The sequence below is a fragment of the Actinosynnema sp. NPDC053489 genome, from assembly GCF_044544865.1.
Lineage (GTDB): Bacteria > Actinomycetota > Actinomycetes > Mycobacteriales > Pseudonocardiaceae > Actinosynnema.
Genome location: NZ_JBITXT010000001.1, coordinates 77769 through 98977 on the forward strand (window position 1 = coordinate 77769; position 21209 = coordinate 98977).

At 74.4% G+C, this 21209-nt stretch carries 25 protein-coding genes; 10 read left to right on the forward strand and 15 right to left on the reverse strand.

The window, feature by feature from the left end:
- The first annotated feature begins 56 nt into the window (after positions 1–56).
- From ACIGNX_RS00315 to ACIGNX_RS00325, 3 genes are all read left to right on the forward strand, one after another.
- Positions 57–329, forward strand: coding sequence for a GlsB/YeaQ/YmgE family stress response membrane protein (locus ACIGNX_RS00315; protein WP_396534656.1), 273 nt, complete (start codon positions 57–59; stop codon positions 327–329).
- A gap of 71 nt (positions 330–400) precedes the next feature.
- Positions 401–1504, forward strand: coding sequence for a sensor histidine kinase (locus tag ACIGNX_RS00320; RefSeq protein ID WP_396534658.1), 1104 nt, complete (start codon positions 401–403; stop codon positions 1502–1504).
- Entirely contained in the window at positions 1501–2163 is a 663-nt protein-coding gene (locus ACIGNX_RS00325; RefSeq protein WP_396534660.1) for a response regulator, read from the forward strand. Before ACIGNX_RS00320 ends, ACIGNX_RS00325 begins: the two co-directional genes overlap by 4 nt.
- Positions 2164–2170: 7 nt before the next feature.
- Here the strand turns inward: ACIGNX_RS00325 and ACIGNX_RS00330 are convergent, their stop codons facing one another.
- From ACIGNX_RS00330 to ACIGNX_RS00340, 3 genes are all read right to left on the reverse strand, one after another.
- Positions 2171–2521 (reverse strand): DUF6223 family protein, encoded by a 351-nt coding sequence (locus ACIGNX_RS00330; RefSeq protein ID WP_396534662.1) that lies wholly within the window; start codon positions 2519–2521, stop codon positions 2171–2173.
- 88 nt (positions 2522–2609) lie between these two features.
- Positions 2610–3518, reverse strand: a complete 909-nt coding sequence (locus ACIGNX_RS00335; protein WP_396534664.1) for an SDR family NAD(P)-dependent oxidoreductase — start codon at positions 3516–3518, stop codon at positions 2610–2612.
- 85 nt (positions 3519–3603) lie between these two features.
- Complete coding sequence (locus ACIGNX_RS00340; RefSeq protein WP_396534666.1) at positions 3604–4209, reverse strand: TetR/AcrR family transcriptional regulator; 606 nt, start codon at positions 4207–4209, stop codon at positions 3604–3606.
- A 90-nt stretch (positions 4210–4299) separates the two neighbouring features.
- On the opposite strand from ACIGNX_RS00340, the gene ACIGNX_RS00345 reads away from it, so the two are divergent.
- The gene (locus ACIGNX_RS00345) at positions 4300–4791 is read left to right on the forward strand and encodes a hypothetical protein (RefSeq protein ID WP_396534668.1); all 492 of its coding nucleotides are present in this window, start codon (positions 4300–4302) and stop codon (positions 4789–4791) included.
- Positions 4792–4844: 53 nt separating this feature from the next.
- A complete protein-coding gene (locus tag ACIGNX_RS00350) occupies positions 4845–5366 on the forward strand; it encodes a DUF2231 domain-containing protein (protein WP_396534670.1) in 522 nt (173 codons plus the stop codon).
- A 7-nt stretch (positions 5367–5373) separates the two neighbouring features.
- On the opposite strand, the gene ACIGNX_RS00355 is transcribed toward ACIGNX_RS00350, so the two are convergent.
- Positions 5374–5592 (reverse strand): hypothetical protein, encoded by a 219-nt coding sequence (locus ACIGNX_RS00355; RefSeq protein WP_396534671.1) that lies wholly within the window; start codon positions 5590–5592, stop codon positions 5374–5376.
- Positions 5593–5907: 315 nt separating this feature from the next.
- Here ACIGNX_RS00355 and ACIGNX_RS00360 point away from each other — a divergent pair, with 315 nt between their 5' ends.
- Positions 5908–7053: a glutamate--cysteine ligase gene (locus ACIGNX_RS00360; protein WP_396534673.1), complete on the forward strand. Its 1146-nt coding sequence runs from the start codon at positions 5908–5910 to the stop codon at positions 7051–7053.
- Between the two features lie 100 nt (positions 7054–7153).
- The gene (locus ACIGNX_RS00365; RefSeq protein ID WP_396535630.1) at positions 7154–7912 is read left to right on the forward strand and encodes an ANTAR domain-containing protein; all 759 of its coding nucleotides are present in this window, start codon (positions 7154–7156) and stop codon (positions 7910–7912) included.
- 19 nt (positions 7913–7931) lie between these two features.
- Here ACIGNX_RS00365 and ACIGNX_RS00370 read toward each other — a convergent pair whose 3' ends face one another.
- Positions 7932–8342 carry a VOC family protein gene (locus ACIGNX_RS00370; RefSeq protein WP_396534675.1) on the reverse strand — a complete coding sequence of 137 codons (411 nt, stop codon included), beginning with the start codon at positions 8340–8342 and terminating at the stop codon, positions 7932–7934.
- 134 nt (positions 8343–8476) lie between these two features.
- Positions 8477–9289 (reverse strand): AraC family transcriptional regulator, encoded by an 813-nt coding sequence (locus ACIGNX_RS00375; RefSeq protein ID WP_396534677.1) that lies wholly within the window; start codon positions 9287–9289, stop codon positions 8477–8479.
- A gap of 49 nt (positions 9290–9338) precedes the next feature.
- Here ACIGNX_RS00375 and ACIGNX_RS00380 point away from each other — a divergent pair, with 49 nt between their 5' ends.
- Positions 9339–9752 carry a DUF2000 family protein gene (locus ACIGNX_RS00380; RefSeq protein WP_396534678.1) on the forward strand — a complete coding sequence of 138 codons (414 nt, stop codon included), beginning with the start codon at positions 9339–9341 and terminating at the stop codon, positions 9750–9752.
- On the opposite strand, the gene ACIGNX_RS00385 is transcribed toward ACIGNX_RS00380, so the two are convergent.
- From ACIGNX_RS00385 to ACIGNX_RS00405, 5 genes are all read right to left on the reverse strand, one after another.
- Positions 9749–9982, reverse strand: a complete 234-nt coding sequence (locus ACIGNX_RS00385; protein ID WP_396534680.1) for a carbohydrate-binding protein — start codon at positions 9980–9982, stop codon at positions 9749–9751. The two genes, ACIGNX_RS00380 and ACIGNX_RS00385, sit on opposite strands and share 4 nt — an antisense overlap.
- Positions 9886–10179, reverse strand: a complete 294-nt coding sequence (locus ACIGNX_RS00390; RefSeq protein ID WP_396535632.1) for a carbohydrate-binding protein — start codon at positions 10177–10179, stop codon at positions 9886–9888. Before ACIGNX_RS00390 ends, ACIGNX_RS00385 begins: the two co-directional genes overlap by 97 nt.
- Positions 10180–10310: 131 nt before the next feature.
- The gene (locus ACIGNX_RS00395) at positions 10311–11942 is read right to left on the reverse strand and encodes an ABC-F family ATP-binding cassette domain-containing protein (protein ID WP_396535634.1); all 1632 of its coding nucleotides are present in this window, start codon (positions 11940–11942) and stop codon (positions 10311–10313) included.
- Positions 11943–11960: 18 nt separating this feature from the next.
- The gene (locus ACIGNX_RS00400) at positions 11961–13601 is read right to left on the reverse strand and encodes an ABC-F family ATP-binding cassette domain-containing protein (protein ID WP_396534682.1); all 1641 of its coding nucleotides are present in this window, start codon (positions 13599–13601) and stop codon (positions 11961–11963) included.
- A gap of 331 nt (positions 13602–13932) precedes the next feature.
- Positions 13933–14340: an STAS domain-containing protein gene (locus ACIGNX_RS00405; RefSeq protein ID WP_396535636.1), complete on the reverse strand. Its 408-nt coding sequence runs from the start codon at positions 14338–14340 to the stop codon at positions 13933–13935.
- Between the two features lie 112 nt (positions 14341–14452).
- On the opposite strand from ACIGNX_RS00405, the gene ACIGNX_RS00410 reads away from it, so the two are divergent.
- Positions 14453–15334 (forward strand): phenylalanine 4-monooxygenase, encoded by an 882-nt coding sequence (locus tag ACIGNX_RS00410; RefSeq protein ID WP_396534684.1) that lies wholly within the window; start codon positions 14453–14455, stop codon positions 15332–15334.
- A 221-nt stretch (positions 15335–15555) separates the two neighbouring features.
- On the forward strand, positions 15556–15972 hold the full coding sequence (locus ACIGNX_RS00415; protein ID WP_396534686.1) for an ATP-binding protein: 417 nt from the start codon (positions 15556–15558) through the stop codon (positions 15970–15972).
- A 7-nt stretch (positions 15973–15979) separates the two neighbouring features.
- Here the strand turns inward: ACIGNX_RS00415 and ACIGNX_RS00420 are convergent, their stop codons facing one another.
- From ACIGNX_RS00420 to ACIGNX_RS00435, 4 genes are all read right to left on the reverse strand, one after another.
- Positions 15980–16351 (reverse strand): STAS domain-containing protein, encoded by a 372-nt coding sequence (locus ACIGNX_RS00420; RefSeq protein WP_396534688.1) that lies wholly within the window; start codon positions 16349–16351, stop codon positions 15980–15982.
- A 239-nt stretch (positions 16352–16590) separates the two neighbouring features.
- Entirely contained in the window at positions 16591–17535 is a 945-nt protein-coding gene (locus ACIGNX_RS00425) for an anti-sigma factor RsbA family regulatory protein (RefSeq protein WP_396534690.1), read from the reverse strand.
- Positions 17532–18374 carry an MEDS domain-containing protein gene (locus ACIGNX_RS00430; protein ID WP_396534692.1) on the reverse strand — a complete coding sequence of 281 codons (843 nt, stop codon included), beginning with the start codon at positions 18372–18374 and terminating at the stop codon, positions 17532–17534. The genes ACIGNX_RS00425 and ACIGNX_RS00430 overlap by 4 nt, the downstream gene beginning before the upstream one ends.
- Positions 18375–18763: 389 nt before the next feature.
- Positions 18764–21091 (reverse strand): beta-L-arabinofuranosidase domain-containing protein, encoded by a 2328-nt coding sequence (locus tag ACIGNX_RS00435; protein WP_396534694.1) that lies wholly within the window; start codon positions 21089–21091, stop codon positions 18764–18766.
- Positions 21092–21209 lie beyond the last annotated feature (118 nt).

The window sequence follows — 21209 nt, forward strand, 5'->3', positions numbered from 1 at the left end:
GTGTGATCCGAGCGGTGATCGGGTACCTGAAGGTCACTTGACTCTAAGGAGTGAACGTGACTGTAGCCGGCATCGTCAGCGCGCTCATCGTGGGCCTGATCATCGGTGCTCTGGGTCGACTCGTCGCGCCCGGTAAGCAGAACATCCCGATCTGGCTCACCATCGTCGTCGGCATCGTCGCCGCGATCATCGGCACCTTCATCGCCAACGCGATCGGCGTCGGCGACACCCGCGGCATCGACTGGATCGAAGTGATCATCCAGGTCGTGCTCGCCGCCGTGGGTGTGAGCCTGGCCGCCGGGTTCTACGGCCGCAGGCGCGTCCACTGACGCGAGCACCGGAACCCCGCCACCGCCGAAGCCTGACCCCCGCTCACGGGCCGGGGGTTAGGCTTCGGCGCATGTCTGGGTGGCGCGGCCGGGTGGTGGGCGCCGCCGTGCCGCCGGTCGCCGGGCTGATCGCCCTCCTCGGCCTCCTGGTGCAGTCGCACGGCCTCGACGCGCCCGCCGAGTGGGCCGCGCTGCTCGCCGTGCTGGTCTCCTCCGCCGCGTTGTGCGCCCGTCGCCGCCACCCCGTGGCGGTCGGTGTGGTGGCGCTGGTCGCGGTTGGCGCCTACGGGGTGCTGCTGCACCAACCCGGCCCGATCATGGTCGTCTTCGTCGTGGCGCTCTACACCGCGGTGGACGAGGGCCACCTCGCCGTCGCCATCGGGCTCGGCGTCGCGTCCGTGCTCGCCTTCGCGTTCGCCGACAGCTACGACAGGGCCGACAACGGGGCGACGTTCCTGCACGCCGGTTGGCTCGTCGCGGTGGTGGTCGGCGTGACGCGCAACCGCCGCGCCTACCTGGCCGAGGCCCGCGCCCACGCCCTCGCCGCCGAGCGGCGGATGGAGGAGGAGGCCCGGCGGCGCGCCACCGAGGAACGCCTGCGCATCGCCCGCGAGCTGCACGACGCGCTGGGCCACCACCTGTCGCTGATCACCGTGCAGGCGTCCGCCGCGCTGCACCGCCCGGACCCGGACCGCTCCGAGCAGGCCCTCGCCGCGATCAAGCAGGCCGGCAAGGAGGCGTTGCACGAGCTGCGCGCCGCGCTCGACGCCCTGCGGCAGGAGGGCGCGGCACCGGGGTTGGACCGCCTCGGCGACCTCGTCACCGACGCCGGTCGGTCCGGGTTGGACATCCGCGTCGACCTCGCCGAGACCGGGCCGCTGCCACCCGAGGTCGGCCGGGCCGCGTTCCGGATCGTCCAGGAGGCCCTGACCAACGTGACCCGGCACGCGGGCGCGACCGCCGTCGTGGTCCGGGTCCGGTCCGCGGACGGGGAGGTGCTGGTGGAGGTCGAGGACGACGGCACGGGCGTGCCGGGCGCGCCCGGCAACGGCATCCTCGGCATGCGGGAACGGGCGCGGGCGCTGGGCGGCTCGCTGACCGCGGGCCCGAACCCCGGCGGTGGCTTCCGGGTGCTCGCCCGCCTGCCGCTGCGCGCGGACCGGGTGCCGGCGTGATCCGCCTGCTGCTGGCCGACGACCAGACCCTCGTGCGCGCCGGCTTCCGGTCCATCCTGGACGGTGAGGACGGCATCGAGGTGGTGGGCGAGGCGGCCGACGGCGCCGCGGCCGTGCGGCTCGCCCGCGACCTGAGCCCGGACGTCGCCCTCGTGGACATCCGGATGCCCGGCTCGGACGGCCTGGTCGCCACCCGGGAGATCACCGCGGGCACCGGCGTCCGGGTGATCATCCTGACCACGTTCGACCTGGACGAGTACGTCTACGGCGCGCTGCGGGCCGGCGCGAGCGGCTTCCTGGTCAAGGACACCGAGCCGGCCGAGCTGATCCACGCGGTGCGGGTGGTGGCGCGCGGTGACGCGCTCCTCGCGCCGTCCGTCACCCGACGCCTGATCGCCGAGTTCGCCGGCCGGGTCGCGCATCCCGACCCCGGCCCGCGGCTGGCCGTGCTCACCGAGCGCGAGCGCGAGGTGATGGCACTGGTCGCCGCCGGTCTGTCCAACGACGAGATCGCGGCCCGGCTGGTGCTGAGCCCGGCCACGGCGAAGACCCACGTCAGCCGCGTCATGACCAAGACGGGGGTGCGCGACCGGGCCCAGCTGGTGGTCCTGGCCTACGAGTCGGGCCTCGCCGTGCCGGGCTGGCTCACCCGGTCCTGACGCGGTGTCAGGCCCGCACGCGACGCGAGCGCGCCAGCGCGAGCCCGCCGAGCACCAGCGCGGCCGCGCCCACGACCAGGGCCACGTACGCGCCGCCGCGCCCGTTGCCCGTCCCGATCCCACCGTCCGAAGTGGTCACGACGACCACGCCGAGGACGACCCCGACCACGCCCGCGACCAGCGCCGCGGCGGCGCCGAGTCCGCCGGAGGCGACCCCGACCCGGCTCCCGGGACGGGCCAGGGCCACCCCGCCGACCACCACGCCGAGCAGGCCGACCACCCCGCCCGCCGACGCGGCGATCCGGCCGGGGGTGATCGTGTAGGCACTGGCGGCGGCAAGCACTTCAACGGTGTGCATCCCGGATTCCCTTCGCTCTTCCGACAAGGTGCGGGCAGCGTAGGAACGGGGACGGCCGCGAGTCGTCCCTCCGGGGTTGTCGACCGGCCTACACCCCGGGTTGCACGCCCTCGTCCCGGCGTACCACCGCGGTGGTGGGCGCCCACCGCTCGCTGAACCCGCGGACCGCCTCGACCACCCGGGGGTCGGTGGCCACGTGGAACGGGCGCACCGGCCGGGCGTCCGGCCCGAGGACCACGCCCGTCCGGCCGTCCAGCGACGGGTCGGTGGCCGCGGCGATCGACGACCTCGCCGCCGCGGCGGCCGATCCGGAGGTGGCGCGGTCGAACGTGCGGCGCACCAGCGGCCAGAGCAGGCGCAGGCCGGGGGTGACGATGCGCGGGTCGCGCATGGTCCCGTCGGTCATGTCCGTCGCCGCGCCGCCGGGGTCCGCGGCGAACACCGAGATGCCCGTGCCGTCCAACCGCCGGGCCAGGTCGAGCGCGTAGGCGAGGTGGAGGAGCTTGGCCCGGCCGTACCAGTGGAAGCCGTAGTAGCCGCCGGTCGGCTCGACGGCGCCGAACGAGCGCTTGGCCACCCGGATCGCGCCCGACGTCACGGCGACGACGCGGCTCGGCGCGCCCGCCTCCAGCGAGGGCAGCAGCAGTTCGGTGAGCAGGTACGGCGACAGGTGGTTGACCGCGAAGCTCGCCTCGACCCCGTCGACGTTGTCCCGCCGCTCGGGGAACATCGCCCCGACGTTGTTGACCAGCACCGCGAGCGGCCCGTCCGCCGCGATCCGGTCGGCCAGGGCGCGCACCTCCCCGAGGGAGGACAGGTCGGCCGCCAGGAAGCGGGCGGGGCGCTCCGGCGCCGCCGCGGTGATCCGCTCCACCGCCGCCGCGCCGCGATCGGGGTTGCGCCCGACCACCGTGACGCGGAAGCCGGCCTCGGCCAACCCCACCGCCGTCTCCAGCCCGATACCGCCCGTCCCCGCCGTGACCACCGCTGAACGCACCACCGCACACCGCCCGTCAATGAACCGGATACCTATCCACTTGCTGCCACCGTAGCAGAAGCGGATAGGTATCCGGTTTCTCGTCTCACGCGGTGGGCCGCAGACCCCCGAACAGCACGTCCAGGTACAGCTCGACCCGGCGCGGGTCCTCGCCGCCGGTGCGCAGCGCGTGCTGCACGCCGCACACCAGGTGCCGGATGTCGTCGGCGCGCACGTCGGGCCGGACGACCCCCGCCGCCACGGCCCGGTCGAGCAGCCGCGCGACCGCCCGGTCCAGGTCCGCCTTCAGCGCGGCCGTCGGCTCCCCGCCCCGGTCGGCCGACTCCAGCACCGCCGCCAGGCCGGGGTCCACGGCGATCATCCCGAGCGTGTGCCGCAGCAGGAGGCGCACGCCGTCGGCCGGGTCGTCCCGCGCGGCCGCGGCCCGTGCCTGCTCCACCAGGAGCGCGAAGCGCTCGGCGACGAGGGCTTCGAGCAGCGCGTGCCGGGTCGGGAAGTGGCGGTAGACCGTGCCGACGCCCACCCCGGCGAGCTTGGCGATGGCGTTGAGCTGGAGCGAGTCGTCACCGGCCGCCAACCGGGCGCGGGCCACCTCCAGCACCCGCTCGCGGTTGCGGGCGGCGTCGGCCCGCAACGGCGCCCCCGGTCCCTCCTGCCGCGGTCCCCGCTCCTGAAGCCCTTCCTGCGCCACGGCGCCAGCATAGGCCGGGGGTCCGAACCCGTCCGGCGCGTCCGGGCACCCACCCGGGTTCGCCCGACGCCTGCCGGGTACCTCGTCGCCGTGGACGACTTCCTGGGCATCTACCTGAGGGACCAGCTCGCGATGGGCGTGGCGTGGCGCGAGCTGGCCCGCCGCGCGAGCCGCAACAACCGCGGCACCGACCTCGGGGAGGTGCTGGCCGGGGTCGCGACGGCGATCGCCGAGGACGTCGAGGCGTTCCGCGACGTGATGCGCCGCCTCGGCGTGCGCACCGACCCGGTCAAGACCGGCCTCGCGCTCGTCGGCGAGCGCGTCGGCAGGCTCAAGCCCAACGGCAGGCTGCTGTCGTACTCGCCGCTGAGCCGGTTCGAGGAGCTGGAATTCCTCGCGATGGGCATCGACGGCAAGAAGCAGCTCTGGGCGACGCTGCGCGACCTCGCGGGCCTCGCGGCGCGCCTGCCCGACGTCGACTTCGACCACCTGATCGAGCGAGCCGCGCGGCAACGGGCCGACCTGGAGCCGTTCCGGGCCCGCGCCGGGCTCGTCGCCTTCACCGATCGCGACCCGCGGTGAGCACGCCGGCGCGGCGCGCGGTTCACCACCGCGACGCCGGGTACTCGGGCCGCATGAACCTGCGCCGGACGTTGCACGCCGCCGAGTCCCTCGACGCCCTCGACGGCCCTTCGGGGGCGGTGGCACGGGCGGTGCGGCGGGTCGTCGGCCGGGGCGAGGTCGACCGGCTGCTGCGCGGGGAGTGGCTCGGCCACCCCGTGCACCCGCTCGTGGTGACGCTGCCGATCGGGGCCTGGGTGTGCTCCGCCGTGCTCGACCTGGGCGGGCGGCACGCCGCCGCGCGGCAGCTGGTGAAGGTCGGCCTGGCCGCGACGCCGCCGACCGTGCTGCTCGGCCTGGCCGACTTCGCCCACCTGGACGTCCGCCAGCGGCGGGTGGGGCTGCTGCACGCCGCCGGGAACGTCCTGGCCGCCGGCTGCTTCCTCGCCTCGACCCGGTGCCGCGGCGTGTGGTCCACCCGCGCCTGGCTGCTGGCGGGGCTCACGGCGCTCAGCGCGGGCGGCGCGCTGGGCGGCCACCTGTCCTACGCGCAGGCCGCCGGCGTGCACCGGTGGCAGGAGGAGGACGCGCGCTGAGCGCCGGTCACGCGCCGCCCGGCGGGTGCACCTCGATGATGTTCCGCGCGTCCAGCACGCACATCGTGCAGTCGGGCAGCAGGACCGGGACCCACGCGTGCGACGTCTGCGGGTCGACCACGTGGTCCCCGACGACGACACCGCGCAGGAACGCGGTCGGGTCGAGCACGTCCGGGTTCAGGTAGGTGACGATGGCGCCGCGATCCGGGTTGGGCGTGATGTCCATGGCGGGTCCCAGTGGGTTCGAAGCGCTCGTCGACCGACGTGCTGGCCGACCGCGCGCTGCGTGTCGCCGACTGTTTGACGTACGGGTCGAGTACCCCTGCCGCGGCGGTGGAACCACCTGGTGAAGCCCCGGTTTGCCATCACTCGTGCGTGGTATTCCCGGTGACCCCTCCGGGTGGTTCGCGGACCGCCGGGCGGGACTCGTCGGTCAAGCAGCGTGCCGACACCGTGCGCGGTCGCCTCCGTGCGGGAGCCGTCGGCCCGCCCGTGGCGACGGCGCGCCGCGCGCGGTCACCACCCGAACGATGGGGAAACCATGATCAACGCTGATCTCCCGGTCCCGTCCGACGCCGACGTGCCGACCCTGGGCGTCGAGGAGGAGTTCCTGGTCGTCGACCCGACCGGCGGCGCGCCCGTCCCGGTCGCCCGCGAGGTCGTCGACCTGGCCACGCGGCTGGGCGGCGACCTCCAGCCCGAGCTGACCCGCGTGCAGGTGGAGAGCAACACGCCCGTCTGCCGCACCGTGCGCGAGGCGCGCGGGCACCTGCTGGCCGCGCGGTCGGTGGCCGGGGCGGCGGCCCTCCAGGCGGGGGCGCGGCTGCTCGCCGTGGGCGTCCCGCTGACCGGCCCGACCGGTCAGCCGATCAACGACACCGACCGCTACCGGCGCATCGGCGAGGACTACGGCCTGCTCGCCGCCGAGCACGGGGTGTGCGGCTGCCACGTGCACGTCGCCGTGCCCGACCGGGAGACCGCCGTGCAGGTGTGCAACCACCTGCGGCCGTGGCTGCCCGTCCTGCTCGCCCTCACCGCCAACTCGCCCGTCCACCAGGGCGTCGACACCGGCTACGCCAGCTGGCGCTCGGTGCTGACCGGGCGGTGGCCGTGCTCGGGCGCGCCGCCCTACTTCACGTCCGCGGAGCACTACGACGCCGTGGTCGACATGATGGTCGACACCGGGGCGCTGCTCGACCGGGCGATGGTCTACTGGGACGTGCGGCCCTCGGAGCACCTGCCGACCGTCGAGGTGCGGGTCAGCGACGTGCCGGCCACGGTGGACGAGTCGGTGCTGCTCGCCGCCCTGGTCCGCGGCCTGGTGATGACCGCCCTCGGGGCGATCCGCCGGGGCGGGCGGGCCCTGCCGGTCACCGACGAGGCGCTGCGCGCGGCCTACTGGCGGGCCGCCCACGACGGCATCACCGGCGACGGCGTCGACCTGTTCACCGGCCGCCGCGTCCCCGCCGTCGAGCTGCTGCGCCGGCTCGTGCGCCACGTGCGGCCGGCGCTGCGCCGGACCGGGGAGCTGCGCGCGGTCAACGCGCTGCTCACCAAGGTGCTCCAGCACGGCAACGGCGCGGTCCGCCAGCGGCAGGCGTTCCAGCTGCGGGGGCGGATCGAGGACGTGGTGGCGCTGCTCACCCGCGACACGGGCCAGGACTGGGTCCCGGAAACCGCCGCGTGACCGCCCGGACCGGGTGTGAGGACCCGGCGGAGTGGGCACGATAAGCAGGTGACGGCCGGGCGAGCCGGTGGAGGCGGGCTCCGGAGGAGGCGAGGTGGCGATGGGCGGCGGGCAGCGGGCCTCGTCGGACGAGCACGTCACCGGACGGCTGGTCAGGCGGTTGCACGACGTCACCGGCGCGGTCCGGGGACTGTCCGAGATGGTGGACGCGGAGGAGGACCTGGAAGTCATCCTCGACCGGATCTGCCGGCAGGCGGCCGACGCGATCCCGGGCGCTGACCTGGTGAGCGTGACCCTGCTGTCCGACGACGGCCCCGTGACCGGTGCCGCGACGCGGCGGGAGGCGCTGGAGATCGACCTGGCCCAGTACCGGGCGGGGGAGGGGCCGTGCCTGCACGCCGCCCGGACCGGCGAGGTCGTGCACGTGGTGCCGGCGGAGCTGCTCGACCGGTGGCCCGCGTTCGGCGCGGAGGTGGCGGGGTTCGGCGTGGCGGGCTACCTGTCCTCACCGCTGTGCGTGGAGGAGGACACGCCCGGTTCGCTCAACCTCTACAGCGAGCGCGACGACGGGTTCCGCGAGCTCGACGCGGCCGTGCTGGAGCTGTACACCACGGCCGTGGAGACCGCGCTGCGCCACGCCCGCGGGCACCTGCGGGCGCGGGAGCAGGTGGCGCAGCTGCGCCAGGCGTTGACCTCCCGGGCGGTCATCGACCAGGCCAAGGGCATCGTCATGGCCGTGCACCGGGTGCCCGCGGACCAGGCGTTCGAGATGCTGGTCGAGCGGTCCCAGCGCGACAACGTCAAGCTGCGCGACTACGCCGAGCGGTTCATCGACGACATCGTGGGCGGCGAGGGCTGACGGTGGCCGGTCGCGCCGGTCAGTCGCGCTGGACGAGCACGATGAGGTTGCCGCAGGTGTCGTCGAAGACCGCCTGCGCCCCGAAGTCCGTCTTCGTCGGTTCCTGGGTGAACCGCACCCCGCGCCCCCGCAACCGCTCGTAGTCCGCCCGCAGGTCCGTGCTGCCCAGCATGGTGAACGGCAGGCCGGCGTCGTGCAGCGTCCTCTTGTAGACCCGGGCCGCCGGCTGGCCGTCGATGAGGATGCCCGCGTTGCCGTCCGGTTCGAGCAGCAGCTCGACGCCGTCGGGCGCGTCGGGCGAGACGACGGTCAGCCACTTGGCACCGTCGACCGGGATGTCGGCCTTCTTCACGAAGCCGAGCACGTCGGTGTAGAAGGCCAGGGCCTTGTCCTGGTCGTCGACCGGGATGCCGGTCACCGGGATGAACATCGTGGACCTCCCTGCTGCGTCCCCCCTGCTGCGCCCCCCGGTCCAGCGTCCCCGATCCGCGTCGACCCCGCGTGCCGTCTGTCACCTGACCGGGTGACGTTCTCCCGGCGCGCGCGTCGCGGGCGGGGCTGTCGTCAGGACGCCCGGCGGGCGGCGCCCGAACGGGCGTAGGCACCCGGGGCGGTGCCGAGCATGCGGCGGAAGTGCCTGGTCAGGTGGGACTGGTCGTAGAAGCCGACGGCCGGGGCGACGCGGGCCGGTGGTTCGCCCGACAGCAGCAGGCGGCGGGCCAGGTCGACGCGGCGGCCCGTCAGGTAGCGGTGCGGCGGCAGGCCGAACTCCCTCGTGAACGCCCTGACCAGCCCTTCCGGGGTGGCGGACAGGAGCGTGGCGGCGTCGGCCAGGGTCAGGCCGTCGGTCACGTGGGCGTCCAGCAGCTCGCGCAGCGCCCGCGCCGGGCCGGAGCCCGCGGCCGCCGGTGCCGGCGCCCGGGTGAGGTGGGCGCGCAACCGGTCGCCGATCAGGGCCAGCCGCGACTCGGCCTCCCACTCGTCCCCGCCCCGCAGCACGCCGTGCAGCTGGTGCACGCGCAGCCGCAGGGCCGGGTCGGCGAACGCCGGGCGGTCGACCGCCGCGCCGACCAGCTCCGGCCCCAGCACCGACGTGTCGAGGTACAGCACGCGCTTGCGGAACCCCTCCGGGGTCGCGTTGCGGCCGTCGTGCGGCACGTGCGGCGGCAGCAGGGTGACCGACGCGGGCGGCGCGCCGTGCTCGCGGTGGTCCAGCCCGTAGGTCACCGTGCCGGTGTCGACGAGCAGCAGCGTCCAGGCGTCGTGCGTGTGCGCCGGGTAGGCGTGGTCGGTGAAGCGCGCGTGCAGCACCTCCTCGATGCCCGGCACGGCGGGCCGCCACGCGGAGATGTCGGTGCCCACGTCGAGGGTGCCCACGTCAAGAACGTACAAGACGGCGCCGACACCGGTGGGCGACGGTGTCCGGGTGGAACGATTCGAGACGAAGTTCGCCGTGCTGCTCCGCGACGACCTGGCGCCGTGGCAGGCGCTCAACGTGACGGCCTTCCTGGCGAGCGGCCTCACCGCGGCCGTCCCCGAGGCGGTCGGCGAACCGTACGAGGACGCCGACGGCACCCGCTACCTGGCGATGCTCGGCCAACCGGTGCTCGTGCTGGCCGGGGGCAAGGAAGTCCTGACCACCGCGCACGCCCGGGCGGTGACCCGGGGCGTGGCGCTCGCGGTGTTCACCTCGGACCTGTTCGCGACCGGCGACGACGTGGCCAACCGCGCCGCGGTGCGCGCGGTGCCGGGGGACGCCCTCGACCTGGTGGGCATCGGCGTGCACGGTCCGCGCAACGCGGTCGACAAGGTGCTCAAGGGTGCCCGGATGCACCCCTAGAGGCCGGCGGGCCGCGGCGTCGTCGTTGACGACCGCGGCCCACCGGGGTCCCGCGCGAACTTCAGCCGGTTGACGCCGACGAACTCGGCCGGCCGGCCGCCGGTGAAGGTGACGTGCACGTCGTGCGTGCCGGTCATGTTCGTCGGCACCGCCCGCCACGACTGCCGGCCGCCGGTGTTGCCGATGGCGAAGCCGCCGACCGGCGTGGCGGTCGGGCTGTCCAGCCGCACCTCCACGAGCCAGCCGGCCCGCCCGCACCCGACGCCACCCGCGCGGTGAACCGCGTCGCCGCGGTGGAGCCGAAGCGGACACCGGGGAAGCGCAACCGGTCGCCGTTCTCCAACCCGCCGACGTCCTGGCCGCCACCGCTGTCCGATGTGGACTCGATCGTGCCACCGGACCGGGACGCGGCCTGCTCGGCCTGGATCTCGCCGTAGGCGCTCCACCCGCTGCCGCCGGAACCGGTGGTGGTCGTGGTCGGCGAAGAGAGTCGTGAGAGCGCTCTCGCGAGGCTGAAGACAGCGCTCCCACGACGGTTGGCGCACTACGCCCAACTGCCTAGCCCGTCAGGTCCGGCCCGTCCACCAGCACGGTTCCGCCGTCCACGCGCACCCGCGCACCCCGCCACCGCGAGCGCAGCCGGCGGTCGTGGCTCGCCAGCACGATCGCGCCCGGACCCGGGCCCAGGGCGTCCTCCAGCTCGTCGCACAACGCGGGGGAGAGGTGGTTGGTCGGCTCGTCGAGCAGCAGCAGCTCCGGCGGGTCCGCCACGACCAGCGCCAGGGCGAGCCGCCGCCGCTGCCCGACCGACAGCGCGCCGACCGGCTTGCCCAGGTCCCACCGGTGCAGCAACCCCAGCGACGGCAGCGGAACGGCGTCCGCCCGTGCCGGGCCCAGCGCCGACGCGTAGACCTCCCGCGCGGTGCGCTCGGGACGGTCGAAGCGCGTGTCCTGACCCAGCAGTCCCACCCGCAGCCCGGGTGGGCGCCGCACCCCGTCGGCTCCGAGCCGTCCCGCCAGCACGAGCAGCAGCGTGGACTTCCCGGCCCCGTTCGGCCCGGTGACGAGCAGCCGCGCCGCGGCGGGCACGTCCAGCCGGTCGACCGCGAGCCGACCGGGCACCCGAACGTCCCGAAGGGACACCACGATGTCGTCGGGAGCCTGGTCCGCCAACGCATCCGGCCGGAAGCGCAGCGGCACGGGCGGTGCGGGCAGCTGCCGGCGTTCCAGCTCCTCCAGCCGGCGCGCGGTGCTCCGCACGCGGCGGGCGACCTGGTTCTGCGCCCGGCCGGCCCGGTGCCCGTAGCCCATCTTCTCGTTGTCGCGCTTCTCGCGCAGGGGTGCGCCCCGGTGCGCCACCACGCCCAGAACCTCGCGCAGCGCCGCCAGCTCCTCCTGCTCCTCGGCGTGGCGCTCCCGCCACCGCCGCCGCTGAGCGTGCTTCTCCGCCAGGTACGCGCTGTAGTTGCCGCCGTGGCGCACCGGGCCGTCCGGCGCGGGGTCGAGGTCGACCACGTCCGTGCACACCGCGTCGAGGAACGCCCGGTCGTGGCTCGCCACCACCACGGTCCCCGGGAGGCCGCGCAACTGCTCCTCCAGGAAGGCCGCGGCGTCGTCGTCCAGGTGGTTGGTCGGCTCGTCCAGCAGCAGCGCGGACGGCCGGCGCACCACCAGCGCCGCCAGCGCGAGCCGCGTGCGCTGCCCGCCGGACAGGGACGCCAGGGCGCGGTCGCGGGCCAGGTCGCCCAGGCCCAGCCCGGCCAGGACGATCCCCGCGCGCCGGTCGGCGTCCCAGGCGTCGTGCCGCTGCGCCCGTTCCAGGCGCTCGGCGTACGCGGCGAGGAGGTGGGCGTCCTGCGGCGAGGACGTCAGCAGGCCGGCGAGCCGGTCCAGCTCGGCGAGGTCCTCGCGCGCGCCGGCCAGCGCGTCGTCCAGCACGTCCGCCACCGCGGCCCCCGGCGCGAACGGCATCTCCTGGTGCAGGTAGCCCAGGTCCGGCGGGCGCGTGACGTGCCCGCCGTCGGGCACGTCCACGCCCGCCAGCAACCGCAGCAACGTGGACTTGCCCGTGCCGTTCTCGCCGATCAGGCCGATCCGCCGGCCGGGCGCCGCGGTGAGCGACACCCCGTCGAGCACCCGCCGACCACCCAGGACGCGCACGAGGTCGTGCGCGAGCAGAGCTGCTTCCACCACGGTCGTCGTCCCCGCTCAGCCGGCCGCGGTGGGCTCGGGCGCCTCCACCAACCGGCCGTTGTCGAGCCGCAGCCTGCGGTCGACGCCGATCTCGGCCAGGAACCGCTCGTCGTGGCTGACCACCACGAACGCGCCCTGGTAGGCGTTGAGCGCGCGTTCCAGCTGCTCGGTGCCGACCAGGTCGAGGTTGTTGGTCGGCTCGTCCAGCAGCAGCAGTTGCGGTGCCGGTTCGGCGAACAGGACGCAGGCCAGCGTGGCGCGCAGCCGTTCGCCGCCGGACAGCGCGCCGACCGGCAGGTGCGCCCGGGAGCCGCGGAACAGGAAGCGGGCGAGCAGGTTCATCCGCTCCGCGGGCGGCATCGCCGGCGCGAACGCCGCCAGGTTCTCGGCGACCGTGCGGCCGTCGTCCAGCAGGTCGAGCCGCTGGGACAGGTGGGCGATCCGCCCGTCGGCCCGCTTCACCACGCCGGCCCGGGGCGCCAGGTCGCCGTGCACGATCCGCAGCAGCGTGGACTTGCCGACGCCGTTGGGCCCGGTGAGCGCGATCCGCTCGGGCCCGCGGATCACCAGGTCCGCGCCCTCGCCCGCGAACAGCTCTCGCCCGTCGTAACCGGCGCGGAGGCGTTCGCCGAGGAACAGCGTGCGCCCGGCGGGCACGGCCGTGCGCGGCAGCTCCAGGACGATCTTCTGCTCGTCGCGCAACGCCCGCTCGGCCTCGTCCAGCCTGGCCTTTGCCGCGCCGACGCGTGCCGCGTGCGTCCCGCTCGCCCTGCCCGCGGACTCCTGCGCGTTGCGCTTCATCGTCCCGGCGAAGATCCGGGGCAGGCCGGCGTTGCCGAGGTTGCGCGCCGCGGTGCCCGCGCGGCGCTGCGCCCGTTCCCGCGCCTGCTGCATCTCCCGCTTCTCGCGCTTGAGCTCCTGCTCGACGGTGCGGACGTTCTTCTCGGCGACCTCCTGCGCCGCCGCGACCGCCCGCCGGTACTCGGTGAAGTTGCCGCCGTGGTAGCGCACCTCGCCGGCGTCGACCTCGGCGATGCGGTCCACGCGGTCCAGCAGGGCCCGGTCGTGGCTGACCACCAGCAGGCAGCCGGACCAGTCGTCGAGCACCTCGTGCAGCCGGTGGCGGGCGTCCAGGTCGAGGTTGTTGGTCGGCTCGTCCAGCAGCAGCACGTCCGGCCGCCGCAGCAGCTGGGCGGCGAGGCCGAGCGACACCACCTGGCCGCCGCTGAGCGTGCCCAGGCGGCGGTCGAGCGCGAGGTGGCCCAGGCCGAGCCGGTCGAGCTGGGCGCGGGTGCGCTCCTCGACGTCCCAGTCGTTGCCGATGGTGGTGAAGTGCTCCTCGGCGACGTCACCGGACTCGACGGCCTCCAGCGCGCGCAGCACCGGGGCGATGCCGAGCACCTCGGCGACCGTCGGCTCACCGGTGAGGGGCAGGTCCTGGGGCAGGTAGCCGAGGACGCCGTCGACCGCGACGTTGCCCGCGGTCGGGCGCAGCTCGCCGGCGATCAGCTTGAGGAGCGTGCTCTTGCCCGCGCCGTTGGGCGCGACGAGCCCGGTGCGGCCCGGGGGGACGGTGAAGGACAGGTCGGTGAAGACGGGGGTGTCGTCGGGCCAGGAGAAGGACAGGGCGGACACGACGACGCAGTGGTCGGACATGGCGAAGGGACCTCGGGTGCGGGGTGGGCAGCGCGGTGCCCGGTGGGAAGGGGACGACTCAGCGGGCCGCGGCGGCAACGCCTGCGGCCTCGCACATCCGGGTCTCACCCGGAGATGTCGTCTTCACCTGCCACGTCGAGATCTCCTCGCGAACGGTTCTCTCCGGCCCGACCATACCACCCGTCCCGGGAGGGAGCCGGTGGCGGCGGGGCACTTCGCGTGGTGCGCGAGAGGGGTCGGGCGCGCCGGCGCCGGCCCACGTCGACCGGTCGGCCGCGTGGTGCCGGCCCGGCGGCGCGTGGTCACACCCGATCGGCCCGGTCGCCGTCGGTCAGTTGGCGGCGGCCCGCACGGCGGTCAGGGCGTCGTCCAGGGTGTCGTGCAGCGGCAGGAGCTTGTCCATCGCCGTGACCTGCAGGGAACGCCGGACGGAACGGCTGGCCACCACGTGCACCGGTCTCTGCCGCAGCGAGGCGTTGTGCGTCCGGATGTGGCCCAGCGCCGCGATGCCGGAGGAGGCGAAGAAGGACACCTCCGACAGGTCGAGCACGAGGGCGTCCGCACCGTCGTCGAGCAGGTCGACGCAGTGTTCCCGCAGGTCATCGCTGTTTGCCATGTCAACGTCCCCGACGATGCGGACGATCACCGCGTCCTCGGCGACGGTGGTGGTCGGTGCGGGGCTTGGCGAGTCGGCTTCCATCACGACACCCATTCTGTCCGTTGCCGGCCGGCTTGGCATAGAGGTTCGCGACACGAGATCAACTGTGCACTGCGGGTGAGCAGGTCACCCACACGTGTCCAACCGAAGTGTGACAGGCGTGAGGCCGTCCCGGGCGGGAAGCCGACCGTGCATGACGACGAACACCCAGGCGCGACCGATGCGCGTCCCGGTGGCCCCGGACGGGCGGCTCGGTCCCCCCGAGGCGCACCCCGGGCTCAGCGACGCGGCCTACGTGCGGCGGCGCGACGCCATCGTGGCGCTGGCCGAGGGCCACGAGGTGGGCGACCCGTCGCCGCCGGTGGCCTACACCGAGCAGGAGCACGCCACGTGGCGGCGCGTGCACGCGGCGCTGTGCGCGGTGCAGGACGGCCGGGTCTGCCGGGCGGTGCTGGAGCTGCGCGACGCCGCGCCCGTCCCCGACGACCACGTGCCGCAGCACGCCGAGGTCGGGGACCGGCTGCACGAGCTGACCGGGTTCCGCTTCACCCTCGCGCCGGGCCTGGTGCCGGACAAGCGGTTCCTCGGCGCGCTGGCGCGGGGCTACTTCCACGCCGTGCAGTACGTCCGCCACCCCGCCGTGCCGCTCTACACGCCCGAACCCGACGTGCTGCACGACGTGTTCGGCCACGGCACGCACCTGTCCTCACCGCGGTTCGCCGACCTGTACCGGGCGTTCGGCGCGGCCGCGTGCCGAGTGGACGGTGAGCCCGCGCTCACCCTCCTCAGCCACGTCTACTGGTTCAGCCTGGAGTACGGCGTCGCCCGGGAGGGCCGCGAGGTCAAGGCGTACGGGGCGGCGCTGCTGTCGTCGTACGGCGAACTGCGGCAGCTGCACCGCGCCGAGATCCGCCCGTGGGACGTCGCCGCCATCGCGCGGACCTCCTACCAGGCGGCGGGCTACCAACCGGTCCTGTACGCGACGCGGTCGCTCGACCACCTCGCCGAGGTCCTGCACGACTTCCTGGACGACTTCGACGAGGACACCGCCCACCGCCTCGGCGACGCGGCGTGACGTGACGTGACGCGACGTGACGGGGGATCGGCCGGGGGCAGGGCCCGGCCGTCCGGCGGACCTGACCCTCACGGGGGATTTCGCATGCCGCCCCGATGATGTTGTCCGTGGTGAGCGGGCCGGGCGGTATGGTGCGCATCGCGGTACAGGTTGACGGACCGAGGATGCGGGTACCTTCGCGCTGTCCGACGTCTCCGGCTGGAGGACATGAGGCGCGCGAAATGCTCGACCGGGAAGAGAGCGGTCCGAGACCGCTGGCACTGGACCTCACCGAGGAGGTCCCACCCTTGGTTCAGGTCAGGCGGTGGATGGGCAGCGCCCTGACGGACCTGACCGAGGACGAGCTGGGCGACTGCCTGCTCGTGGTGACCGAGTTGGTCGCCAACGCCTACGACCACGGCGAGGCGCCGCGGCGGCTGCGCGTGTACCGCTCGGCCCACCCGAGCACCGTGCGCGTCGAAGTCGACGACGCGGCACCCGGCGAGGTCGTCGTCGGCCGGTCGCGGCTGAGCACCGACCGCGGGCGCGGCATGCTGCTCGTACAGAACTGCGGCTCGCGGTGGGGCGTCGAGCGCCACGAGGACGGCAAGACCGTCTGGGCCGAGATCGACTGCAAGTCGCCCGGCGACCTGGGCTGACGGCCCCTCAGGGCGCCAGCACGGCGGCCACCGCGTCCTCGACCGTCGGCCGCACCGCCACCTCCCGGTCCAGCTCAGTGATCCGCATCGGCATCAGCACGGCTCGGTGACCGGCCGCGACGGCGAAGGCCGTGCCGCGGGCCTGCGCGCGGTCGATCGCCTCCACCAGCACCCGGAGCCCGGTGGAGCCGATGAAGCGCACCCCGGACAGGTCCACGACCAGCCGGCGCGGGCCTCGGTCGAGTTCGTCGAGCAGGCCGCTGCGCATCGGCCACGCGGTCGTGGAGTCGACCTCGCCCGTCACCGCGACGACCGGCACGCCCCGCCGCTCGGTGGTCCGGACCGTCACCAGGTCGTCCGTGCTGTTCGTCTGGAGCATGGGATGCCTCTCGTCGACCACGAGAACCGGCAACCGAGCTGCTGCTCAACCCGTATCGTCGCTCTGCGGCGGAACCCGGTGGAAGACTCACCGGGCACCACCGTACGTGCCCGGTGGCACCCGGCACAATCAACCGGATGCGCGGGTCGCCCCGCCGGGCGCTCGCGCCGCGCACTGTTCACCTGTTCGTGGCGCGTCGGCCACGTCCCCGGGCCGTCCACTGTGGACAATGAGGTGGATCACCCGGCCAGGCGCACGAAGGCGTGCACGGTGGTGCCGTGCGGGGTGGTGTGCGTGCGGACGAGGTCGGCCAGCGAGTTGACCACCAGCAGCCCGCGCCCGCCCGGCCGGTCCGGCCGCACGGGGCGGCGGCCCGCCAGCGGGTCGGTCAGCCGACCGGTGTCCTCGACGGTGCAGACCAGGTGGTCCGCGTCGCGCCACACGGTCAGCCGGCAGCCGCCGTCGGTGTGCCGGAGGCTGTTGGTCACCAGCTCCGTGGTGATCAGCGCGACGGTGGCGACCTGCTCGGCGGTCAGTCCGTGGCGCTGCGCCTCGGCGGTGGCCGCCCGGCGCGCCGCGCGGATGCCGGTGGTCGCGTCGATCGGCAGCACGAAGGCGCCGGAGGACGGCGTGATGGCGCTGTTGTGCCGGTCGACCACGGCGGCGGGGGCGTAGTGGTCGCTGTCGCAGCGCCCGGTCGCCTCCCACACCACGGGGTGCGTGGCCAGGGCGTCGGCCAGCACGTGGTCGGCCAGGGCGGCGGTGTCGTAGGGGCACGCGATGGTCAGGTCGCGCCCGGCGAAGGCCAGGTTGATCAGCGCCTCGTGCTGGGCGCACGCCGGGTACTCGGTGTCCGTGCGGCCGGCCCAGATCGGTTCACCGATGATGCGCACGTGCGTGCCCGGGTGGGCGTCGGCGAAGCGGCGCAGCACCGCCGGGATGATCCGGCCCGGGTTGCGGCCCTCGACCTCCATGTCCAGCAGCAGCACGTCGTCGGCGTGCGCGCCCAGGCCCTCGCGCAGCAGCCGCAGCCGTTCGCCCGGGACCGCCGCGGCCGCCGGCTGGCCCTGCGCCAGCCCTTCGAGGACGAACGGCACCAGCAGGCGCAGGTACTCCTCGTCGGAGCCGTAGAACACGGCCGGGTGAACGAAGGAACCCAGTGGCGGGACGTCGGTGAGGGTCACGCGGCACTCTCCACGCTGATGTCGGGCAGGCCGAGCAGCTCGACCAGCGTGGCCGCGCCGGACCACGAGGTGCGCAGCACGACGGCCGCGCCCAGTTCTGCGGCGTGCGCGGACAGCCGGATCAGGGCGCGGTGGTCGAGGAACTCCACCGCGCGGGCGTCGACCACCCACCGCCCGTCGCGCGGGCGCGGGTCCGACCGCTCCAGCGCGAGGGCGAACAGGTCCTCGTTGGCGGGGTCCAGCTCCCCGCCGAGGGCGGTGACGTGGTCGGCCGCCGCGTGCAGCCGGAAGCCCGGCGACGCGTCGTTGGCGCCGGGGTGCATGCAGGCGACCTGCGGGAACGCCTCCTCGTCCACCTCGGTGGCGGAGTAGGCGCACAGGGCGGAGAACGGCCGCTCGACCATGTAGCGGTCGATCAGGTGCTCGTACCGGGCGAACGCGTCGAGCTGCTCCGGCGTGCGCACGAGCGGCGTGCAGTCGGCGGCCACGCGCAGGCCGGCGAACCCGGCCGCCAGCGCCGCCCCGGTGGCGTCGGCGTAGGCGCGGACCTGGGCGGCCGGCTCGACGGCGGTGCCGACCGGGTAGGTGTCGTCCAGCGACACGACGCGGGCCGCGCCGGTGCGCAGCCCCGCGTCGAGCGCGTCGCCACCGCGCAGGTCGGCGGCCAGGTCGGCGGTGGCGCCGGTGGCGACGTACCAGACCTGGAGGCCGCGGCGCAGGCCGTCGACCAGGAACTCCCGGGCGCTGTGGTGGAACTCGTGACGTGCGGTGTACCGCCAGCACACGTGGTCGTGGAGGCCCAGGCCCCCCACCCGGTCCACGAAGCCCGATTCGCGCATCTCGGCCACCTTCACTGGCTCGGTCGGCGACCCGCCGCCGAGACCCCGGCGGTGGCGGCGCGTCCCCGCTGCTGGTGGACCGGCTGGGCGCGCGGCGCGAACGTCCGGATCGCCTGCCACCACGCACCCCTCGGCGGTCCTGGCCCCGCGCGGTCGCGGAGGTCGATCGGGGTGCTGCGCTGTTGAACACCCTCGACCTGTGACGGTAGCGCACCGGGCCGTCCGGGCGAGCCGTGACCGCGCGCCGGTGGTCGACCCGGCGCCGCACCGGGGGTGGACCAGGCCACACCGGTGCGGCGCCGGGTCGGTCGGTCGGGGGACCGGGGGCGGTCGGTCGCAGACCGCCCCCGGCCCGTACCGCCGGGGTGTCCGCGGTCGCCGTGACGGCGTTATGCGTTGCGGACCAGCCTCCAGCGGTTGTCGGCGGAGCCGTTGTCGGAGTCCTGGACCGCCTGCGCGCCCTGGGCGGTGGAGCCGTTGAGGATGCCGAGCAGCTTGCCGCTGTTGGCGTTGCGGATCTTGTAGGTCCCGTCGCCGTTGTCGATCAGCCTCCAGCGGTGGTCGGCGGTGCCGTTGTCGCTCCACTGCAGGACGCGCGCGTTGTCGGCGGTCGACATGTTCTCGACGCCGAGCACCTTGCCGCTGTTGAGGTTGCGCAGCCGCACGTCGGCCCCGTCGGTGATCATCTCCCAGTTGTGGTCGGCGGTGCCGGTGTCGCCCCACTGCAGGGCCAGGCCGCCGTCGGCCGTCGACATGTCCCGGATGCCCAGCACCAGGCCGCTGGCCGCGTTGACCAGGCGGTAGCTGCCGCCCCCGGTGCCGCCGCCCGTGGTGTTCCAGTAGACCGTGTAGTTGTAGCCGTGGGCGTCGTGGAACGGCCCCAGGTTGACCGTCGCCCCGTTGGCCTTCGCCGTGAACGCGAGCGCCGAGGTGCTGGTGCGGGTGATGGAGGAGACGTCGAGCGTCGGCAGCGAGGACAGCGCCGTGCTGCCGTAGTTGCCCGCCAGGACGGCCGGGCCGTACGTGATCGCGGCGACGGACGGGTTGTCGTTGGACGGCTGCACGACCACCCGCATGGGCAGGCGCAGCGTCACCACGTCACCCGAGGCCCACGTCCGGGTCAGCGAGGCGTAGGTGCCCGGGGTGGTGGCGATGCCCTGCGCGACGCCGTTCACGCTCACCGTCGCGCCGGTGGCCCAGGCGGGGATGCGCAGGCGCATCGTCCACGACCCGTCCACGCTGCCGGTCACCGTCAGGGTGGTGGTGTCGGACGCCGGGTAGGTGGTGGCCTGGGTGACCGTGATGTTGCGCTCCGACCACGTCAGCACCGACGGGGTGTAGAGGTTCACGGTCAGCGTGGTGCCATTGCGGAAGTAGATCGAGTCGGACAGCTTGGTGTTGGTCTCCAGCGCGGTGCCCTGGCAGCACCAGAACGTGGTGTAGTCGGTGCTCCAGTTGCCGCCGCCCCACGCAGGCCCGGTGTTGCCGCGCCGGTGCCCCGGGTTGAGGCCCGTGAAGTAGCAGATGTGGCCGTGCGGGTCGGCCGGGTTCTGCTGGCCGATCAGGTGGTTGAGCAGGGCGCGCTCGTAGTAGTCGAAGTAGGCCGCGTTGTCGGGGTTGAGCAGCCACAGCTCGCGGGTCAGCTTGAGCATGTTGTAGGTGTTGCACGCCTCGGCCGTGTCGGTGTTGAGGTAGGCGGCGATGGCGTTGGGCGCGCGGAAGTGCTCGGCCTGGCTGTTGCCGCCGATCACGTAGGTGTGCGCGGCCACGGTGAGGTTCCAGGCGTTGGACGCGATGTCGCGGTAGCGGGTCGTGCCGGTGGCCTTGTACTCGCGTGCCGCGCCGACCCACTTCGGCACCTGGGTGTTGGCGTGCAACCCGTTGAGCTGGTCGCGGTTGGCGGCCAGCGGGTCGAACACCGAGGCGTGGTCGAACCGCTGGGCGGCGGTGAGCCAGCGGGCGTCGCCGGTCTGCTGGTAGAGGTCGGTCAGGACGGCGTTCATGCCGCCGAACTCGGTGCCCAGCACCCGCTGCATCTGGCTGTAGGACAACCGGGCCGTGCGCCAGTCCACCCAGCCCGCCAACCGCAGCAGCACGTCCCGCGCCTGCGTGCTGCCGACGTGCCGCCAGACGTCCAGCAGGCCGGCCAGGGTCTTGTGCAGCGAGTAGTACGACACCGCCTTCGGGGTGCCGGCCTCCAGCGCGTCGAAGTCCGACTCGGGGAAACCGGACAGGTAACCGGTGGTGAAGCCCGCCGCCGCGTTGTTGGCCTGGCACTTGGCCAGCTCGGCGACCACGTAGTTGGCCCGGTCGCGGCACGTGGTGTCGCCCGTGACCGCCCACGCCTGCGCCCACGCGCTGAGGAAGTGCCCCTGGCTGTGGGTGCGGAAGGGGAAGTTCGGCGCCTCCCAACCACCGAGCGCCGCGGCGCCGTTGGTGGACAGGCGGTGGTTCATCCGGAAGTTGTAGAGGAGGCGCTCGGGGTCCACGAACTTCAGGTAGGACAGCGTGCGGTTCTGGTTGTCCATCCAGCGGCCGGCGGTGAGGCGGACCTGGCCGAGGTCGAACGGTTGCGCGGACACGCCGATGTCGCCGCGGACGGGCGGCACCGAGGCCGCCTGGGCGACCCCGGAGAACACCGAGGGCACGGTGCTCGCGACAGCGGCGACGCCCGCGGCTTGCAGCAGCCTGCGTCGGCTCAGCGGTGAGGACGACATGGAACTCCTGTCATCGGTGCCGCGCACGCGGTGGTGGCGCGGCCGGCGGTGGGTGGTGCGGTGGTTCGGCGGCGGACAAGGGGGGGTGGTGGCCCGCGGGTCCGGTGCGATGAACCCG